General features: G+C 73.4%; 11 protein-coding genes. 5 read left to right on the top strand and 6 right to left on the bottom strand.

The window, feature by feature from the left end:
* The first annotated feature begins 21 nt into the window (after positions 1-21).
* Positions 22-3612: a cobaltochelatase subunit CobN gene (gene cobN / locus TBIS_RS12360; RefSeq protein ID WP_013132731.1), complete on the top strand. Its 3591-nt coding sequence runs from the start codon at positions 22-24 to the stop codon at positions 3610-3612.
* A 65-nt stretch (positions 3613-3677) separates the two neighbouring features.
* A complete protein-coding gene (locus TBIS_RS12365; RefSeq protein WP_050760685.1) occupies positions 3678-5156 on the top strand; it encodes a precorrin-2 C(20)-methyltransferase in 1479 nt (492 codons plus the stop codon).
* Here the strand turns inward: TBIS_RS12365 and TBIS_RS12370 are convergent.
* Both TBIS_RS12370 and TBIS_RS12375 read right to left on the bottom strand, forming a co-directional pair.
* Positions 5147-5719 carry a GNAT family N-acetyltransferase gene (locus TBIS_RS12370; RefSeq protein WP_013132733.1) on the bottom strand — a complete coding sequence of 191 codons (573 nt, stop codon included), beginning with the start codon at positions 5717-5719 and terminating at the stop codon, positions 5147-5149. The two genes, TBIS_RS12365 and TBIS_RS12370, sit on opposite strands and share 10 nt — an antisense overlap.
* Positions 5700-7124 carry a helix-turn-helix transcriptional regulator gene (locus TBIS_RS12375; RefSeq protein ID WP_013132734.1) on the bottom strand — a complete coding sequence of 475 codons (1425 nt, stop codon included), beginning with the start codon at positions 7122-7124 and terminating at the stop codon, positions 5700-5702. The genes TBIS_RS12370 and TBIS_RS12375 overlap by 20 nt, the downstream gene beginning before the upstream one ends.
* Positions 7125-7573: 449 nt before the next feature.
* Here TBIS_RS12375 and TBIS_RS12380 point away from each other — a divergent pair, with 449 nt between their 5' ends.
* On the top strand, positions 7574-7882 hold the full coding sequence (locus tag TBIS_RS12380) for an ATP-binding protein (protein WP_148231522.1): 309 nt from the start codon (positions 7574-7576) through the stop codon (positions 7880-7882).
* A gap of 51 nt (positions 7883-7933) precedes the next feature.
* Here the strand turns inward: TBIS_RS12380 and TBIS_RS12385 are convergent, their stop codons facing one another.
* The 4 genes from TBIS_RS12385 to TBIS_RS12400 form a co-directional block, all read right to left on the bottom strand.
* Positions 7934-8668 carry a cobalt-precorrin-6A reductase gene (locus TBIS_RS12385; protein ID WP_013132736.1) on the bottom strand — a complete coding sequence of 245 codons (735 nt, stop codon included), beginning with the start codon at positions 8666-8668 and terminating at the stop codon, positions 7934-7936.
* Positions 8653-9408 (bottom strand): precorrin-4 C(11)-methyltransferase, encoded by a 756-nt coding sequence (cobM, locus tag TBIS_RS12390; protein ID WP_013132737.1) that lies wholly within the window; start codon positions 9406-9408, stop codon positions 8653-8655. Before cobM ends, TBIS_RS12385 begins: the two co-directional genes overlap by 16 nt.
* A 289-nt stretch (positions 9409-9697) precedes the next feature.
* A complete protein-coding gene (locus TBIS_RS12395; protein ID WP_013132738.1) occupies positions 9698-10936 on the bottom strand; it encodes a bifunctional cobalt-precorrin-7 (C(5))-methyltransferase/cobalt-precorrin-6B (C(15))-methyltransferase in 1239 nt (412 codons plus the stop codon).
* Complete coding sequence (locus TBIS_RS12400; RefSeq protein WP_013132739.1) at positions 10933-11319, bottom strand: pyridoxamine 5'-phosphate oxidase family protein; 387 nt, start codon at positions 11317-11319, stop codon at positions 10933-10935. The genes TBIS_RS12395 and TBIS_RS12400 overlap by 4 nt, the downstream gene beginning before the upstream one ends.
* 107 nt (positions 11320-11426) lie before the next feature.
* On the opposite strand from TBIS_RS12400, the gene cobF reads away from it, so the two are divergent.
* Complete coding sequence (gene cobF, locus TBIS_RS12405; RefSeq protein WP_050760686.1) at positions 11427-12155, top strand: precorrin-6A synthase (deacetylating); 729 nt, start codon at positions 11427-11429, stop codon at positions 12153-12155.
* 1424 nt (positions 12156-13579) lie between these two features.
* Positions 13580-14203: a site-specific integrase gene (locus TBIS_RS18255; protein ID WP_050760520.1), complete on the top strand. Its 624-nt coding sequence runs from the start codon at positions 13580-13582 to the stop codon at positions 14201-14203.
* Positions 14204-15341: the final 1138 nt, after the last annotated feature.

A 15341-nucleotide genomic window follows, 5' to 3' on the forward strand; every position in this document is an offset into this window, starting at 1 on the left:
CCCCGAGGGAGGTATTGCGGCGTGCCCGTTGTTCTGCTGCTGTCCACGTCGGACACGGATCTGCTCAGCGCCCGGGCGAGCGGCAAGCCCTACCGGCTCGGCAACCCCGCACGGCTCTCCGTGGACGATCTGCCCGACCTGCTCGACGGCACCGACCTCGTCGTCGTACGCCTGCTCGGCGGTCGGCGGGCCTGGGAGGAGGGCCTCGATGCGCTGCTCGCCGGGCCGCGGCCGGTGGTGGTGCTCGGCGGCGAGCAGGTGCCCGACGCGGAGCTGATGGAGCTGTCCACGGTGAGCGGCGGGGTGTGCGCCGAGGCGCACGCGTACCTCGCCTACGGCGGGCCGGCCAACCTCGCCGAGCTGCACGCGTTCCTGTGCGACACGCTCCTGCTCACCGGGTACGGCTTCGCGCCCCCGCAGCCCACCCCCGCCTGGGGCGTGCTCGAGCGCGAGGCCCGCGACGTCGACGGCCCGGTGGTCGGGGTGCTCTACTACCGGGCCCACCACGTGGCCGGGAACACCGCGTTCGTCGAGGCGCTGTGTCGGGCGATCGAGGAGGCGGGCGGGCGGCCGCTGCCGGTGTACTGCTCGTCGCTGCGGGCCGCCGAGCCCGGCCTGATCGAGGCGCTGCGCGCGGCCGACGTGCTCGTGGTGACCGTGCTCGCCGCGGGCGGCACCCGGCCCGCGCTGGCGGGGGCGGGTGGCGACGACGAGGCCTGGGACGTCGGCGCGCTCGCCGAGCTTAACGTGCCGATCCTGCAGGCGCTGTGCCTCACCACGAGCCGCCGCGCCTGGGAGGAGAGCGACGACGGCCTCTCCCCGCTCGACGCGGCCGCGCAGGTGGCGATCCCCGAGTTCGACGGGCGGATCATCACGGTGCCGTTCTCGTTCAAGGAGTTCGACGCCGACGGCCTGCCGCGCTACGTGCCCGACCCGGAGCGCGCCGCCCGGGTGGCGGGCATCGCGGTACGGCACGGCCTGCTCCGTCGTACCCCGCCCGCGGAGCGGCGGGTCGTGGTGATGCTGTCGGCCTACCCGACCAAGCACGCCCGGCTCGGCAACGCGGTCGGCCTCGACACCCCGGCGAGCGCGGTACGGCTGCTCGCCGCCCTCGCCGCGGCGGGCTACGACCTCGGCGACGGCCTCCCCGGGGTGGCCGAGCAGGACGGGGACGCGCTCATGCACGCGCTGATCGCCGCGGGCGGCCAGGACCCGGACTGGCTCACCGAGGAGCACCTCGCGGGCAACCCGGTGCGGATCTCCGGCGCGGCCTACGCCCGCTGGTTCGCCACCCTCCCCGCCGACCTGCGCGAGGCGGTCGAGCGGCACTGGGGGCCGCCGCCGGGCGAGCTGTTCGTGCACGAGGGCGACATCGTGCTCGCCGCGCTGCGCGCCGGGAACGTCGTGGTGATGGTGCAGCCGCCGCGCGGCTTCGGCGAGAACCCGATCGCGATCTACCACGACCCCGAGCTGCCGCCGAGCCACCACTACCTCGCCGCGTACCGGTGGATCGCCGACGAGTTCGGCGCGCACGCGATCGTGCACCTGGGCAAGCACGGCAACCTCGAGTGGCTGCCGGGCAAGTCGGCCGCGCTCTCCGCCTCGTGCGCCCCCGACGCCGCACTCGGCGACCTGCCGCTGATCTACCCGTTCCTCGTCAACGACCCCGGCGAGGGCACCCAGGCGAAGCGGCGGGCGCACGCGGTGCTCGTCGACCACCTCGTGCCGCCGATGGCCCGCGCCGAGACCTACGGCGACATCGCCCGGCTGGAGCAGCTGCTCGACGAGCACGCCACGGTCGCCGCGCTGGACCCGGCGAAGCTGCCCGCGGTCCGCGCGCAGATCTGGACGCTGATCCGGGCGGCCCGGCTCGACCACGACCTCGGGGTGGCGGACCGGCCGCACGACGCCGAGTTCGACGAGTTCCTGCTGCAGGTCGACGGCTGGCTGTGCGAGGTGAAGGACGCGCAGATCCGGGACGGCCTGCACGTGCTCGGCCGGGCCCCGGAGGGCGCCGACCGGGTGAACCTCGTGCTCGCGATCCTGCGCGCCCGCCAGATGTGGGCGGGCCGCCGCGCGCTGCCCGGCCTGCGCGAGGCGCTCGGCCTCGCCGAGGACGGTACGGCGGGCCGGGCCGAGGTGGACGCGGCCGAGGCGACCGCCCGCGCCCTGGTCGAGGCGATGGAGGAGCGCGGCTGGGACGCGGCCGCCGCGCCCCAGGTCGCCGCGGCGCTGCTGCCGGACGCCGACGCCGACCGCCGGGAGACCGTGGCCAGGATTCTCGCCTTCGCCGCGACCGAGGTGGTGCCCCGGCTGCGCCGTACCACCGACGAGATCGACAACGTGCTGCACGCGCTCGACGGCGGCTACGTTCCGGCCGGGCCGAGCGGGTCGCCGCTGCGCGGGCTGGTGAACGTGCTGCCGACCGGCCGCAACTTCTACGCCGTGGACCCGCGGGCGGTGCCGAGCCGGCTCGCCTGGGAGACCGGGCAGGCGATGGCGCGGTCGCTGCTCGAGCGGTACCGGGCCGAGCACGGCACCTGGCCGCGCTCGGTCGGGCTGTCGATGTGGGGCACGAGCGCAATGCGCACCGCCGGGGACGACGTGGCCGAGGTGCTCGCGCTGCTCGGGGTGCGGCCGGAGTGGGACGAGGCGTCCCGCCGGGTGATCGGGCTGGAGCCGATCCCGCTCGCCGAGCTGGGCCGGCCGCGGATCGACGTCACCATGCGGATCAGCGGGTTCTTCCGGGACGCGTTCCCGCACGTGGTGGCGATGCTCGACGACGCGGTCCGGCTCGTGGCCGAGCTCGACGAGCCGGACGAGGACAACTACGTGCGCGCGCACGTGCGGGCCGACGACCGGGGCGACCGGCGGCGGGCCACGCTGCGGATCTTCGGCCCGGCGCCGGGCGCGTACGGGGCCGGGCTGCTGCCGCTGATCGACAGCCGCAACTGGCGGGACGACGCCGACCTCGCCGAGGTGTACGCGGTGTGGGGCGGCCACGCCTACGGTCGCGACCTCGACGGGGTGCCCGCCCGGGCGGACATGGAGAACGCGTACCGCAGGATCGCGGTCGCGGTGAAGAACGTCGACGTGCGCGAGCACGACATCGCCGACTCCGACGACTACTTCCAGTACCACGGCGGCATGGTCGCCGCGGTGCGCGCGCTCACCGGCCGCTCCCCCGCGGCGTACCTCGGCGACACCACCCGGCCGGACGCGGTGCGCACCCGCACCCTCGCCGAGGAGACCGCGCGGATCTTCCGCGCCCGGGTGGTGAACCCGCGCTGGCTCGCGGCGATGCGCGCGCACGGCTACAAGGGCGCGTTCGAGCTCGCCGCCACCGTCGACTACCTGTTCGGCTACGACGCCACCACCGGGGTGGTCGCCGACTGGATGTACGACCGGATCGCCGCGGCCTACGTGCTCGACCCGGAGAACCGGGCGTTCCTGGCCAAGTCGAACCCGTGGGCGCTGCACGGCATCGCCGAGCGGCTGCTCGAGGCGGCCGAGCGCGGCATGTGGGCGAACCCGGACGCCGGGATCCTCGAGGGCGTGCGCCGGGTCTACCTCGAGACCGAGGGCGACCTCGAGGACGCCACCGGCCGCTGAGCCGCTGCTTCCCTTTTGTCCCTCGTTTCCCCCGCCCCAGGCAGCAAGGACCCCAGGTGAGCACCATGACCGGACGTCTGTACGGAGTCGGCCTCGGCCCCGGCGACCCCGAGCTGATCACGGTGAAGGCCGCGCGGCTGATCGGCGAGGCCGACGTGATCGCCTACCACGCGGCCCGGCACGGCCGCAGCATCGCCCGCTCGATCGCGGAGCCGTACCTGCGGGCGGGGCAGATCGAGGAGCCGCTGCTGTACCCGGTCACCACCGAGACCACCACTCACCCCGGCGGCTACCAGGGCGCGCTCGAGGACTTCTACGCCGAGTGCACCGCCCGGCTCGCCGCCCACCTCGACGCGGGCCGCACCGTGGTCGTGCTGTGCGAGGGCGACCCGCTCTTCTACGGCTCCTACATGCACCTGCACAAGCGGCTCGCGCACCGCTACCCGGCCACCGTGGTGCCCGGGGTCACCTCGGTGTCGGCCGCGGCCGCGGTGCTGGGGCGGCCGCTGGTGGAGCGCGACGAGATCCTCACCGTGCTGCCCGGCACGCTGCCCGCCGGCGAGCTCGCCGACCGGCTGCGGCGCAGCGACGCCGCGGCCGTGCTCAAGCTGGGCCGCACCTTCGAGAAGGTGCGGGACGCGTTCGCCGCGGCCGGGCGGCTCGACGACGCCTGGTACGTGGAGCGGGCCACGATGGCCGGCGAGCGGGTGGCCCCGCTGCGGGAGGTCGACCCGGACGGCGTGCCGTACTTCTCGCTCGCGCTGCTCGCCGGGCCCGGCGGGGGCGCGGTCCCGCCCGAGCCGCCGCGGCCCGCGGTGGCGCCCGAGGTGGTCGTGGTCGGCCTCGGCCCAGCCGGGCGGCCCTGGCTCACCCCCGAGGCGCAGGAGGCGCTGGCGAGCGCCACCGACCTCGTCGGCTACGGGCCGTACCTCGACCGGGTGCCGCCGAACCCGCGGCAGCGCCGCCACCCCACCGGCAACCGGGTCGAGGCCGAACGCGCCCGGCACGCGCTCGAGCTCGCCCGCGAGGGCAGGCGGGTCGCGGTGGTCTCCTCCGGCGACCCGGGCGTGTTCGCGATGGCGAGCGCGGTGCTCGAGGCCGCCGAGGACTACCCGGACGTGCCGGTCCGCGTCGTGCCCGGCATCACCGCCGCCCAGGCCGTGGCCGCCCGTGCGGGCGCCCCGCTCGGCCACGACTTCTGCGTGCTGTCCCTGTCCGACCTGCTCAAGCCGTGGGAGGTGATCGCCGAGCGGCTCACCGCCGCCGCCCGCGCCGACCTGGTGATCGCCATCTACAACCCGGCCTCCCGCCACCGCACCTGGCAGCTCCCGGCCGCCCGCGACCTGCTGCTGGAACACCGCTCCCCGGACACCCCGGTGGTGATCGGCCGCGACGTCGGCGGCCCGGAGGAGAGCCTGACGGTGACCACGCTCGCCGCCCTCGACCCGGCCACGGTCGACATGCGCTGCCTGCTCATCATCGGCTCGTCGACCACCCGCGTCACCACGCGGGGCACCGTCTACACCCCGCGCCGCTACCCCTGACCACCCCGCCCGGCCGGGGCGGCCAGGTCGCGCAGCATCACCGCGAACACCGGCGCCCCGGGCAGCGGGTTCCGCTTCTCCGCCACCTTGCGCCACCCCCACTTCCGGTACGCGGCGAGCGCGGGCGCCGCGGCCGGGAGCACGGTCAGCGTCGCCCGCTCCTCGGTCCGCCCGGCGAGCAGCAGGTCGTGGATGCGCTCGGCCACGTGCCGCCGCCGCCACGGCGCCCGGACCAGCAGCTCGACCACCGCGAAGGTACGCCCCGGCCACTCCGCGGTGACCTCGTCGGGCAGCGGCGTCAGCAGGCCGCGCCACCACGGGGTGGTGGGCTGCAGCGTCACGCCGAAGCCGAAGCCCACCAGCCGCCCGTCCGCCCGCGCCGTGATCAGGCGGAATCCCTCCTGGCGGCGCTGCACGTCGAAGCGCTCGCGGAACAGCCGCTCGTGCTCCGCGCCCCACCGGTACGGCGGCTCGCCGTACACCTCGCGGTAGACCGCCGCCAGCTCCGCCACCGACTCGGCGGCCCGCTCGCCGTCGACCGTCTCAAACTCCGGCTCGGACAATCTCCCGCTCCCTGTGCGGCGCGGCCCGCCGCAGGTGGTCGCGCAGCCGATCGCGGAACTCCGCGGCCTCGCGGCAGTCCGGATGACGGCGGGCCAGCGCCGCGTCGAACCGCACGAACCAATCCACCACCAGCGATGATCGCGCCTCTTCTGCGAGCCGCAAAGCGCCGGTCGCCGCGGCCGCCGCCTCCGCGGGCTCTCGCTGGGAGAGCCGTACCCTCGCGAGCCGTATCTCGTCGAGGATCCGGCTGCGGGTGTAGCCCGGGACCCGGGCCGCCCGGGCGTTCGCGGTGTGCCGCTCGGCCCGCGCGGCGTAGCGTCGCCACCGCCGCGGCTCGGCGCTCGCGAGGGCCAGCTCGGTGTAGGCGTTGGCCGCCAGGCAGTCGACCTCGGCCTGATTGAGGTAGTGCAGCCAGTCCGGGCGGGGCTCGCCGCGCGCCTCCTGCCAGACCTCCACGCACGCCTCGGCGCTGCGCACGGCGTTGCCCGCCTCCCGTTCGCCGAGGTGGGCGTAGGCGCGGGCCTCCAAGCCCAGCAGCTCGGCGCGCACCGCGTCGTGGGCGACACCGTGCGGCAGGCCGTACAGCGCGGTGCGGGTGAGGTTCAGGCTGTCGGTGTAGTTGCCCAGCGCGGTGGAGAGCTGGGTCATGTCCCCGATGATCTTCGCGCCGAGCGCCGGGGCCGCCGCCTCCCGGCAGGCGTGCAGGGCGAGTACGTAGTGGCGCTGCGCCATGCCGTGCAGCCCTTGGTCGTACGCCATCCATCCGGCGAGCTGCGCGAGCTCCGCGGCCGCCTGGAACAGCCGCCGGGTGGTCTCGGGGTCGTGCCGCTCGGTCAGGCTTTCGGTGACCGCGTTCAGCCGGCCGACGACGGCCTTGCGCCGTAAACCTCCGGCGCCGGACGCGTCCCAGCGGCGGAACAGCACGATCGCCTGTTCCAGCTCGCTGATCGTCTCGGGCGTTGGCTCGATCGCGGCGGCCGGCGCGGGTAGGCCGACCACCCACTGACGGATTGGTTGCACCAGTGCGGATCCGCTCAATACCGCCAACCCGGCGACCACCTGCCGCCGGGACACGATGTCGTAGGCGGAGAAACCCTCCAGCATGCGCACGGCCTGCTCCTCGGTCAGCGAGAAGTCGAACGGCGCCGAGGAGTGCGCGAGGCGATCCGCCCGGCCGGGCACCGGCGCGACGTCGGCCAGCAGGGACTCCAGCTCCGCCGCGCTGACCTTGAGCAGCGCGGCCAGCCGGGGACGCAGCCACGGCTGCGGCTCGGTCTCGGCCCGCTCCCAGCGAGCCACGGTAGAGCGTTCGACGTGCAGCGCGTCGGCAAGATTTTCCTGCGTGAGGCCGAGGGCCTTACGCCGCTGAATAAACCGGACCCGCTTGAGGTGCACAATCCTCACCCCCGGTCCCCGCCTTTACCCGGGCGGCCAGATCATGAATGTGCCCTGGTCACCGCCTACGATGCCGCATTTTCGCCCCATTCGATGCCCAAAACCGCTCTGGAGCCGCCCCTTGCCCCACTGGTTTGCTGCCTGCGGAAAGACGGCGCGTCAGGGAGGACGCACGTGTGCAACGGCGACGGAACGGGTCACCTGCTCGATGAGCATCATGCGGTCGGGAGCGCAGTGCTGCGCCGCAAATCCGGCTACTTTGATAAAACGGATGAATTGCAAAAAGGCTACCCCACTCCCGCATTTTCCGCGAAAGAGACATCAGTCCCATCCTGCCGGTACGCCCCGGTTATGTGGAGTTGCCGGTGGCTCCGATCGCCCCCTCGCTCGCGCGTTCCCACGTCTCCCGCGCGCTGGCGTCGTGAGGGCTGGCGCGACTCGACGACACCGTGCGGCTCGTGGCGAGCGAACTGGTGACGAACGCGATCAAGGCGAGCGGGTGGACGCCGCCCGGCGACGACGCGGCCGCCCCCGCGGCCGCCGTACCGCAGGCGCACGGCACCATCTGGATCGGCGTGTATCGGTCCCTGTACGACGTGGTCGTCGAGGTGTGGGACCCCAGCCGGGAGCCGCGCATCCTCACCCCGGACTTCGACGACGACCACGGACGCGGCTTGTGGCTGGTCAGCCAGGCGGTGCGGCGCTGGGGCTACCGCCGCCCGGTGACCGGCGGGAAGTGGGTGTGGGCCGCGATCGCCGCCGACTGACCCGATCGGCGGCGCGCAGCAGGCCGTCCCGGCGCCCCGTGGCCGCGGCGGTCAGGACCGGCCCAGGACCCAGGCGAGGGCGGCCTCGACCGTGTCGGCGGTGGGCACGCCCGCGGGCGGGGCGGGGCGGTCGACCATGAGCACGCGCAGGCCGAGCTCCCGGGCGGCGGTGAGCTTGGCGGCGGTCATCGGCCCGCCGCTGTCCTTGGTGACCAGGGTGTCGAGGCGGTGGCGGCGGATCAGCTCGCGCTCGTTCTCCACGGTGAACGGCCCGCGGTCGAGGACGACCTCGACGTTCGGGGGGATCGGCGGCTCGGGTGGGTCGACCGAGCGGGCCAGGAACCACACGTCGGCCCGCGGGACGAAGACCGGCAGGCTGCGGCGGCCCGTGGTGAGGAATGTCCGGCTGCCGGGCGCGAGGCGGGCCGCGGCCTCCTGCAGCGAGGGCACCCGTTCCCAGCGGTCGCCGGGGCCCTCCCGCCAGCCGGGCCGGCGCAGCACGAGCAGCGGCACGCCGGTGCGCGCCGCGGCCTCGGCCGCCGCGGCGGTCATCCGGGCCGCGAACGGGTGGGTGGCGTCGACCACGGCGGCGATGCGCTCGGCGCGCAGCCAGGCGGCGAGGCCGTCCGGGCCGCCGAAGCCGCCCTGCCGTACCTCGCCGGCCGGGAGGCGCGGGTTCGCCACGCGGCCGGCGAGCGAGGTGATCACGTGCACGCCGCGGGCGACGAGCGTGTCGGCGAGGGCGCGGGCCTCGGCCGTGCCGCCGAGGATCAGGATCCGGCGCACGGGCGCTCCCGGGCCGGGCTGTAGAGGTGGCTGTCGGGGAACTCGGCCGCGGTGAGCGCCCGCCCGACGATGATCACCGCGGTACGGCGCACGCCCGCCTCGCGGACCTTGGCGGCGATGTCGGCGAGCGTGCCGCGCAGGATCCGCTCGTCGTCGCGGGAGGCGTACGCGACCACGGCGACCGGGCAGTCCGGGCCGTAGTTCGGCAGCAGCTCGGCCACGACCGCGTCGATGCGCTGCACCGCGAGGTGGAGCACGATCGTGGAGCGGCTCGCGCCGAGCGTGGCGAGGTCCTCGCCCGGCGGCATCGGCGTGGCGCGGGCGGCGGTGCGGGTGAGGATCACCGTCTGAGCGACGCCGGGCACGGTGAGCTCGCGGCGCAGCGCGGCCGCGGCGGCGGCGAACGCCGGGACGCCGGGGACGATCTCGTACGGCACGCCGAGCGCGTCGAGGCGGCGCATCTGCTCGGCGACCGCGCTGAAGATCGACGGGTCGCCGGAGTGCAGCCGGGCCACGTCCTGGCCGCGGGCGTGGGCCGCGGCGATCTCGTCGATGATCTGGTCGAGCGTGAGGTTCGCGGTGTCCACCAGCCGGGCGTCCGGCGGGCACTCGGCGAGCAGCTCGCGCGGCACGAGCGAGCCCGCGTACAGGCAGACCGGCGCGGACCGCAGCAGCCGCAGGCCGCGCACGGTGATCAGGTCGGCGGCGCCGGGACCGGCGCCGATGAAGTACACGGTCATGATCCGCCCCTCTCGGTCGTGGCCCGCGCGACGCCGATCCGCGGGACCGGCCCGCCGGCGTCGCCGATCGCCGCCCTCGCGGCCCGGGCGCTCCCCGGTCGCGACCGGCTCGGCGGCACTGGCTGCCCGGCGCGCGGGGACCGGCCTTCCGGCCACGCCGCGGCCATCGCGACGCCACGGGCCGGCGCGGGCCGCGGCCATACCGGTCCGCTGGACGGCCCGCTCCCGGCGCGCCCGCCGCCCGCCGCCACGGTCACCGCCCGGCCGCGTGCCGCGCGCAGGGCCGCGGTCACGAGCCGTCCCGCTTCGTCACCGCCCAGATGGTCACCGGCATCGCCGCCCGCCACCCGGTGAACCCGCCCACCGGCGCGGCCCGCTGTACGGCGAGCCGGACCAGGTCGCCGCCGAGCCTGCCGTACCAGTCCGCGAGCACGGCCTCGGTCTCCAGCGTCACCGCGTTCGCCACCAGCCGGCCGCCCGGGCGGAGCGCGGTCCAGCAGCGCTCGATGAGGCCGGGCACGGTGGCGCCGCCGCCGACGAACACCGCGTCGGGCTCGGGCAGGCCGTCGAGCGCGTCCGGGGCCCGGCCCTCGACCACCTGGAGGGCGGGCACGCCGAGGGTGTCGGCGTTGCGCCGGATGCGCGCGGCCCGCTCCGGGTGGCGCTCGATCGCCACGGCCCGGCACGCGGGGTGGGTGCGCATCCACTCGATCGCGATGCTGCCCGCGCCCGCGCCCACGTCCCACAGCAGCTCGCCGGGGAGCGGGGCGAGGCGGGACAGCGTGACCGCGCGGACCTCCCGCTTGGTGAGCCGGCCGTCGTGGTCGTAGGCGTCGTCGGGCAGCCCGGGCACCCGGGGCAGCGGCTCGGCGCCCGGGTCGAGGGCGCACTCGATCGCGATCACGTGCAGCCGAGTGGGCCCGGCCTGGGCGGCGGGCCGTACCGACTCGGTGGCGGCGCCGAGGTCGGACAGCACGGTGACCCGGCTCGCCGCGTAGCCCGCCTCGCCGAGCAGGCGGGTGACCGCCTCCGGGGAGGAGCCGAGCACGAGCACCCGGCGGCCGGGGGCGAGGGCCGGGCGGAGTACGTCGAGCGGACGGCCGACCGCGCTCACCACCTCGACCTGCTCGACCGGCCAGCCGAGCCGGGCGCAGGCGAGCGAAACCGAGGAGACGTGCGGCAGCACCCGGACCTGGTCGGCGCCGAGCAGCCGGACCAGGGTCGAGCCGATGCCGTAGAACATGGGGTCGCCGCTGGCGAGCACGCACACCTCGCGGCCCGCGAACGACTCGAGGAGCGGTTCCAGGTTGGGCAGCAGCGGCGAGGGCAGCACCACCCGCGACGGCGTCCCGGCGGACCGCGGCGATCCCCCGCCGGACGGCTCAGGGTCCGGATCCGGGACCGGGTCGGGGACGAGGTCGAGCTGCCTGCGGCTGCCGAGGAGCACATCGGCGGCGGCGATCGCCCGACGGGAGGCGGGGGCCAGCCCGTCCCAGCCGTCTGCGCCGATGCCGACGACGGTGATCATACAGTGCCGAGGACACGGGTGACCTGAATCTCCAGGACCACCCGGTCCGGGTTGGGCCGGGGCTCACGGTACCGGGCCGCATACCGCCGCTCGGCGTCGGCGACCTCCTCGCGGCCGGTGCGGATGGTGGCGACCCCCACGAGCGTCGACCAGCGCCGCCCGTCCACCTGGCAGAGCGCCACGTTCGGCGCGCCCGCGGCGATCAGCCGGGCCTTGTGCGACCGGCGCGAGGTGATCACCCGGACGATGCCGTTCTCCAGGTCGAGCGTCGCGCCGACCGGCACCACGTGCGGGGTGCCGTCCGGGCGCACCGTGGTGAGGGTGCACAGGTGCCGTTCACGCCAGAACTCGGCGAAGTCCGTGCCTCGCTCGGACAGGTTCACGTGCCTCCTCGCCCGCGCGTCCTTTCCGGGCCCGTCCCCGACGGCCCGGCTAACCTGATCAGACGCTTCCACATCGTACAAAATCGTGGCATGGCAGACTCGTGGTCGTGAAGCGGCTTCTCATCATCGGCATCGGCGCGGGCGACCCCGACCACCTCACCATCCAGGGCGCGAAGGCGATCGCGGCGGCCGACGTGTTCTTCCTCATCGACAAGGGCGAGGAGAAGGACGAGCTGGTACGGCTCCGCCGACGGCTGATCGAGGAACACGGCCGCCCGCCGTACCGGATCGTCGAGGGCCGCGACCCGGAGCGGGACCGCACCGCGGCCGCGTACGCCGAGGCGGTCGAGAACTGGCGGGCCCGGCGCGCCGAGCTCTACCGGCGCATGATCGAGGACGAGCTGCCGGACGGGCAGACCGGGGCCTTCCTCGTCTGGGGCGACCCGGGCGTGTACGACAGCACGCTGTCGATCCTCGGCCGGCTGCCCTACGACTACGAGGTGATCCCCGGCATCAGCGCGATCTCCGCGCTCACCGCCCGGCACCGCACCACGCTCACCCGGGTGGGCAGCCCTGTGCACATCACCACCGGCCGCCGCCTCGCCGAGCAGGGCCCCACCGCCGACGACATCCTCGTCATGCTCGACTCGCGGTGTGCCTTCGCCGAGCTGACCGACTACCACATCTACTGGGGCGCGTACCTGGGCACGCCGGACGAGATCCTCATCGAGGGCCCGGTCGCGGAGGTCGCCGACCGCATCCGCGAGGTCCGGTCCGAGGTGCGCGCCCGCAAGGGCTGGATCATGGACACCTATCTGCTCCGCCGCCCGCGCTAACCCGGCGCGCCGGTGCCGGGCCGGTTGCGCGGGAGGAGTCCCCGGTCGCCGACGCCCTCGCCCACGCCGACCAGACCACCGGCCCGGCCAGGACCGAGTCGGCATCTGGGAGCGGCCGACCGAGGCGCGGGCCCGCCACGGCCCGACGGCGCACGACCGGGCCCACCGGGTGGGCGAGCCGTACCTGCCGGCGGTGGCCGAACGGGTCGAGCGGCGGCCACGGCGGCGCCGGTCCTCGCCGTCATCCGGTGACGCCCGGAGGCATGTTCCGGACATCAGGCGCCGGGTAGCCACGCATATGCCGAGCCGGGTGCGCCACCGGGATGACGGGGATCACGGATGAGCGCTGGGCCGCAACTTGGCGATCTGGAGTGGCGTCAGCAGGAGCCGGGGAGACCGGACGAATGCGGTTTCGCGCGCTCCCGTGGTACCGGCTGGGTGACGCTGGAGGCTTTCGAGGGCTCCTGCCGCCGTCTTAACCCTGCTGTTCTTTGCTCGCCTCGATGATGGTGCGGTCTGCAGGGAGCCCTCGAGGAGCAGCAGGCCGGTGACGAAGGTCAAGCCTGGCTTCGCGCACACCTTGCTTTCGTGACTTTCCTCACGCGCCGGTCGCCCTGCCTGCACAGCCGGGCTTGCCCGCAGGAACCGGTCTGCTGGGCTCTGCCTGGGTCGATGGCTAGACGGGAAGATCACCCCCACGATTCCCACGCTCGGAATCTTGGCGGCTTCCTGGAGCCGGATGCCCCGGGGGGTTTGGGGCGGAGCTCCGATGCCCAGCATCCGCATGCTGTCCGATTGCTATTGCGCAACGGAGGTCTCGTGTGTCTCCTTGTGACGATGGTCTAAGCCACTCGGGTGGCAGATCCAGACTGGCACGATGCACGATGTGGCTGCGTGAGGTTGCGGTTGCTGTATGCATTGCTGGGCAGCAACCCTCGTCCGATGGCCAGCCCTTGTTATCCGGTGCCAAGTGACCCCGGACCGCAGGGCCGCCAGGCCCGAGGACCGGAAGCCGCGCGGCAGTCCATACACGACACGCAAGGCCGCACCAGCGACGGTCCCTGGCCGTCGGCGAGGCCGCTGGCCTTCCCACCACTTGCGCTAGCCCTACGCCACCCGGCTGCGGGAAGGCGGCGCAGATCCATGCCTTGCTCGGCCACGCCTCCCTGGAGACTACCCCCGCTCCTCCGCACCGGCACCGCCGACCAGGCCGCCGTGGTCGAACACGCGTCTTGGAGCAGTAGTAGCCCGAGAAGCACAGGTCGCGGTGACTTGCGCTGGGCGTCGCCTCCCAATCTGGATGACTCGCGCCGACCCACGGTCCCCCCCTCCCGCCCCCCACGCGCGCGCTGAACAGGATCGCCTGGGCAGAAGGTGGCAATCCGTCATGCCATCCCGGGCCAGCGACCGCGACCGCCGAGCAGCTGCGAACCTTCCTGGCCGTGGCTCGGCAACACCGGCTGTTCGCCTTCTTCCATCTCGCGGCCTACACGGGCGCTCGTCGCGGCGAACTGCTCAACCTCCGGTGGTCTGATGTCGACCTCGACGCCTGCGAGATCACCATCACCGGCTCGGCGGCCTTCATCGATGGGGAGCGCATCGAGGGGACAACCAAGACCGGGAGAACCCGCGTAGTGTCGATCGACGAAGGCACCGTCCGAGTGCTCAAAGAGCATCGGAGGCAGCAGGCGGCCGACAAGCTCCTTGCCGGGGAGCAGTGGCGCGGCACCGATGACCACGTGTTCACGACCGGATGGGGTGACCCGATCCACCCGGACACGGTGTCATCTCTCATGAGGCTTCTGATCAAGAGCTATAACAACCCGAAGGACGGCCCGAAGCCCGCCGAGCCCCTTCCGCGCGCACGGCTTCACGACCTCCGGCACATCCACGCGACCACGCTCCTCCTGGCCGGTGTTCCCGTGCATGTGGTCGCGGCCCGCCTCGGCCATGTCGACCCGTCCGTTACGCTCCGCGTCTACGCCCACGTCATCCGAGCGGCCGAAGCCTCAGCCGCCGAGATCTTCGCCAAGGCGATCGAGACGTAGTGGGAGCCACCCTTGTTAGCAAGGGTGTTAGCAAAGGGTCCGGATGATCTAGGAAGCACAAAGGCCCGCTTCCAGGTTTCCCCTGGTCACGGGCCTTTTCATAGATGCGCGGCCGAGAGGACTCGAACCCCTAACCTTCTGATCCGTAGCAAGATCACTGATGTCCACAGGTGTCTACGGCTGACATAAGCGCCTGCTCAGAAGAGGTGACCGGCCTCGGAGATTCCACAGTTGTCCATGGTCGTCCAGGGTTGTTGTTAGCACCTGCGTTAGCAAGATCAACAGATGGAGAGGCTCGGTTAGGCCGACCGGTTACCGTCGCCATTGGAGGATCTTCATCGCCTCGAGTACATCGGTGACGACATGGTCGGTCATCGCCGAACAGCATGACCACGGACCCCGGCGATTGGGCAAGGCCCGGCGTCCACCAGGAGTGACGAACGACCCAGCTAATGGTGCTCTGGAAGGACCCGAACCTCACGTTGCGATCCCTGCAGGGGTAATGAGCAAACCCGTGTACGCCCACGGGCGTGCGCGTGTGGCGGTGGGGGTTGCGGTAAAGCAGCCCTTGATCGATGGCCAGCCCTTGTTATCCGGTGCCAAGTGGACCCGGACCGCAGGGCCGCCAGGCCCGAGGACCGGAAGCCACGCGGCAGTTAACGAGCACCCTCTTTAGGAGAGCGGTGATCATATGGCCACCACCGGTGGCTTGAGCTGCGAAAACGCCCGTATGGGGCTGCGCTTCCCACAAGATCATTTCGCGAATGTCCCATGAGACGGGAGGCTGGAACCCTCCGTGCCAGCCTGTGGCGGGACAGCGAAACGGACGGTCCTGATAGCCGGATGACGGTGGTTGCGATTGCGAAATTTGTATGGCAAACGTTGTGGGCTGACCGCGGCGCTGTCTGCTGATGCCGACCATCGAGCACGCTGAACTGTGTGACTCGTATGCAATGCAGCGCCTGCGCACGGAACGGGCATGCTCCGCCCATGATCTTGAACAGCGGAGGCATTGTGCTGAGGGCGTGCGGTGCGCCATGTCGACTCCCTGAAGGGTCGTCGCCGATTTTCGGTCAGCCTGATGGGCACCCGTGTCGGGATGGACACCGTAAACGCGCGCCCGACCCCGGTGCGGCGG

This window comes from Thermobispora bispora DSM 43833 (genome assembly GCF_000092645.1).
GTDB lineage: Bacteria > Actinomycetota > Actinomycetes > Streptosporangiales > Streptosporangiaceae > Thermobispora > Thermobispora bispora.

Excerpts from the sequence above, each read along its gene's own strand:
- TBIS_RS12365 (WP_050760685.1), top strand. The coding sequence starts at position 3,678 with ATGACCGGACGTCTGTACGGAGTCGGCCTCGGCCCCGGCGACCCCGAG.
- TBIS_RS12395 (WP_013132738.1), bottom strand. The coding sequence starts at position 10,936 with ATGATCACCGTCGTCGGCATCGGCGCAGACGGCTGGGACGGGCTGGCC.
- cobM (WP_013132737.1), bottom strand. The coding sequence starts at position 9,408 with ATGACCGTGTACTTCATCGGCGCCGGTCCCGGCGCCGCCGACCTGATC.